Here is a 550-nt window from a genome sequence, read left to right as displayed (position 1 = left end):
TCTCTCCTAGATAGGCAAACGCCACTCACTCAGCAACCTCGTTGCTGAGTTTTTTTTGTGATATTCCATTGATTTTTAACGTTAAGAAAGCACCGTCGTGCATTTTGTGCCAAGCTATTGGTAAGCCACTGAGCCAGGAAAGGGGACCGTCCACTTTCCTCTTTCTCGCAACCTGTCTTGGTGGCACTTATAGGATATTGACATCGTTTTGTCGCCATTTTGACGATGAAGGCGTCACTTAATCGCATGATTGGCACCGTTTTAAGGCCATGGCCTATTTAATAAGGAACATAACAGTATGAATAAATCGCAACTGGTTGAACATATTGCCCAAACGGCAGACATCTCGAAAGCAAAAGCAGATGCCGCACTGAACGCAATAATTGAAGGCATTTCAGACACGCTATCGAGTGGGGATGAAGTGGCATTGATTGGTTTTGGTACCTTCAAAGTCAATCAGCGCGCCGCGCGTACAGGCCGTAACCCAAAAACTGGCGAAGAGATCCAGATTTCTGCTGCTAACGTGCCCGCCTTTAAAGCAGGCAAAGCG

At 46.4% G+C, this 550-nt stretch carries 1 protein-coding gene; it reads left to right on the top strand.

Going from position 1 to position 550, the window contains the following annotated elements; translation table 11 throughout:
- Positions 1–298: 298 nt before the first annotated feature.
- Positions 299–550, top strand: a 252-nt coding sequence (locus KIO97_RS26750; protein WP_285384429.1) for an HU family DNA-binding protein, incomplete at its 3' end; no start/stop codon positions are given.

This window comes from Vibrio sp. B181a (genome assembly GCF_030248375.1).
GTDB lineage: Bacteria > Pseudomonadota > Gammaproteobacteria > Enterobacterales > Vibrionaceae > Vibrio > Vibrio campbellii.
The sequence above is the reverse complement of the archived record's forward strand: the minus strand, read 5'-3'. Positions and strand labels throughout refer to the sequence as shown.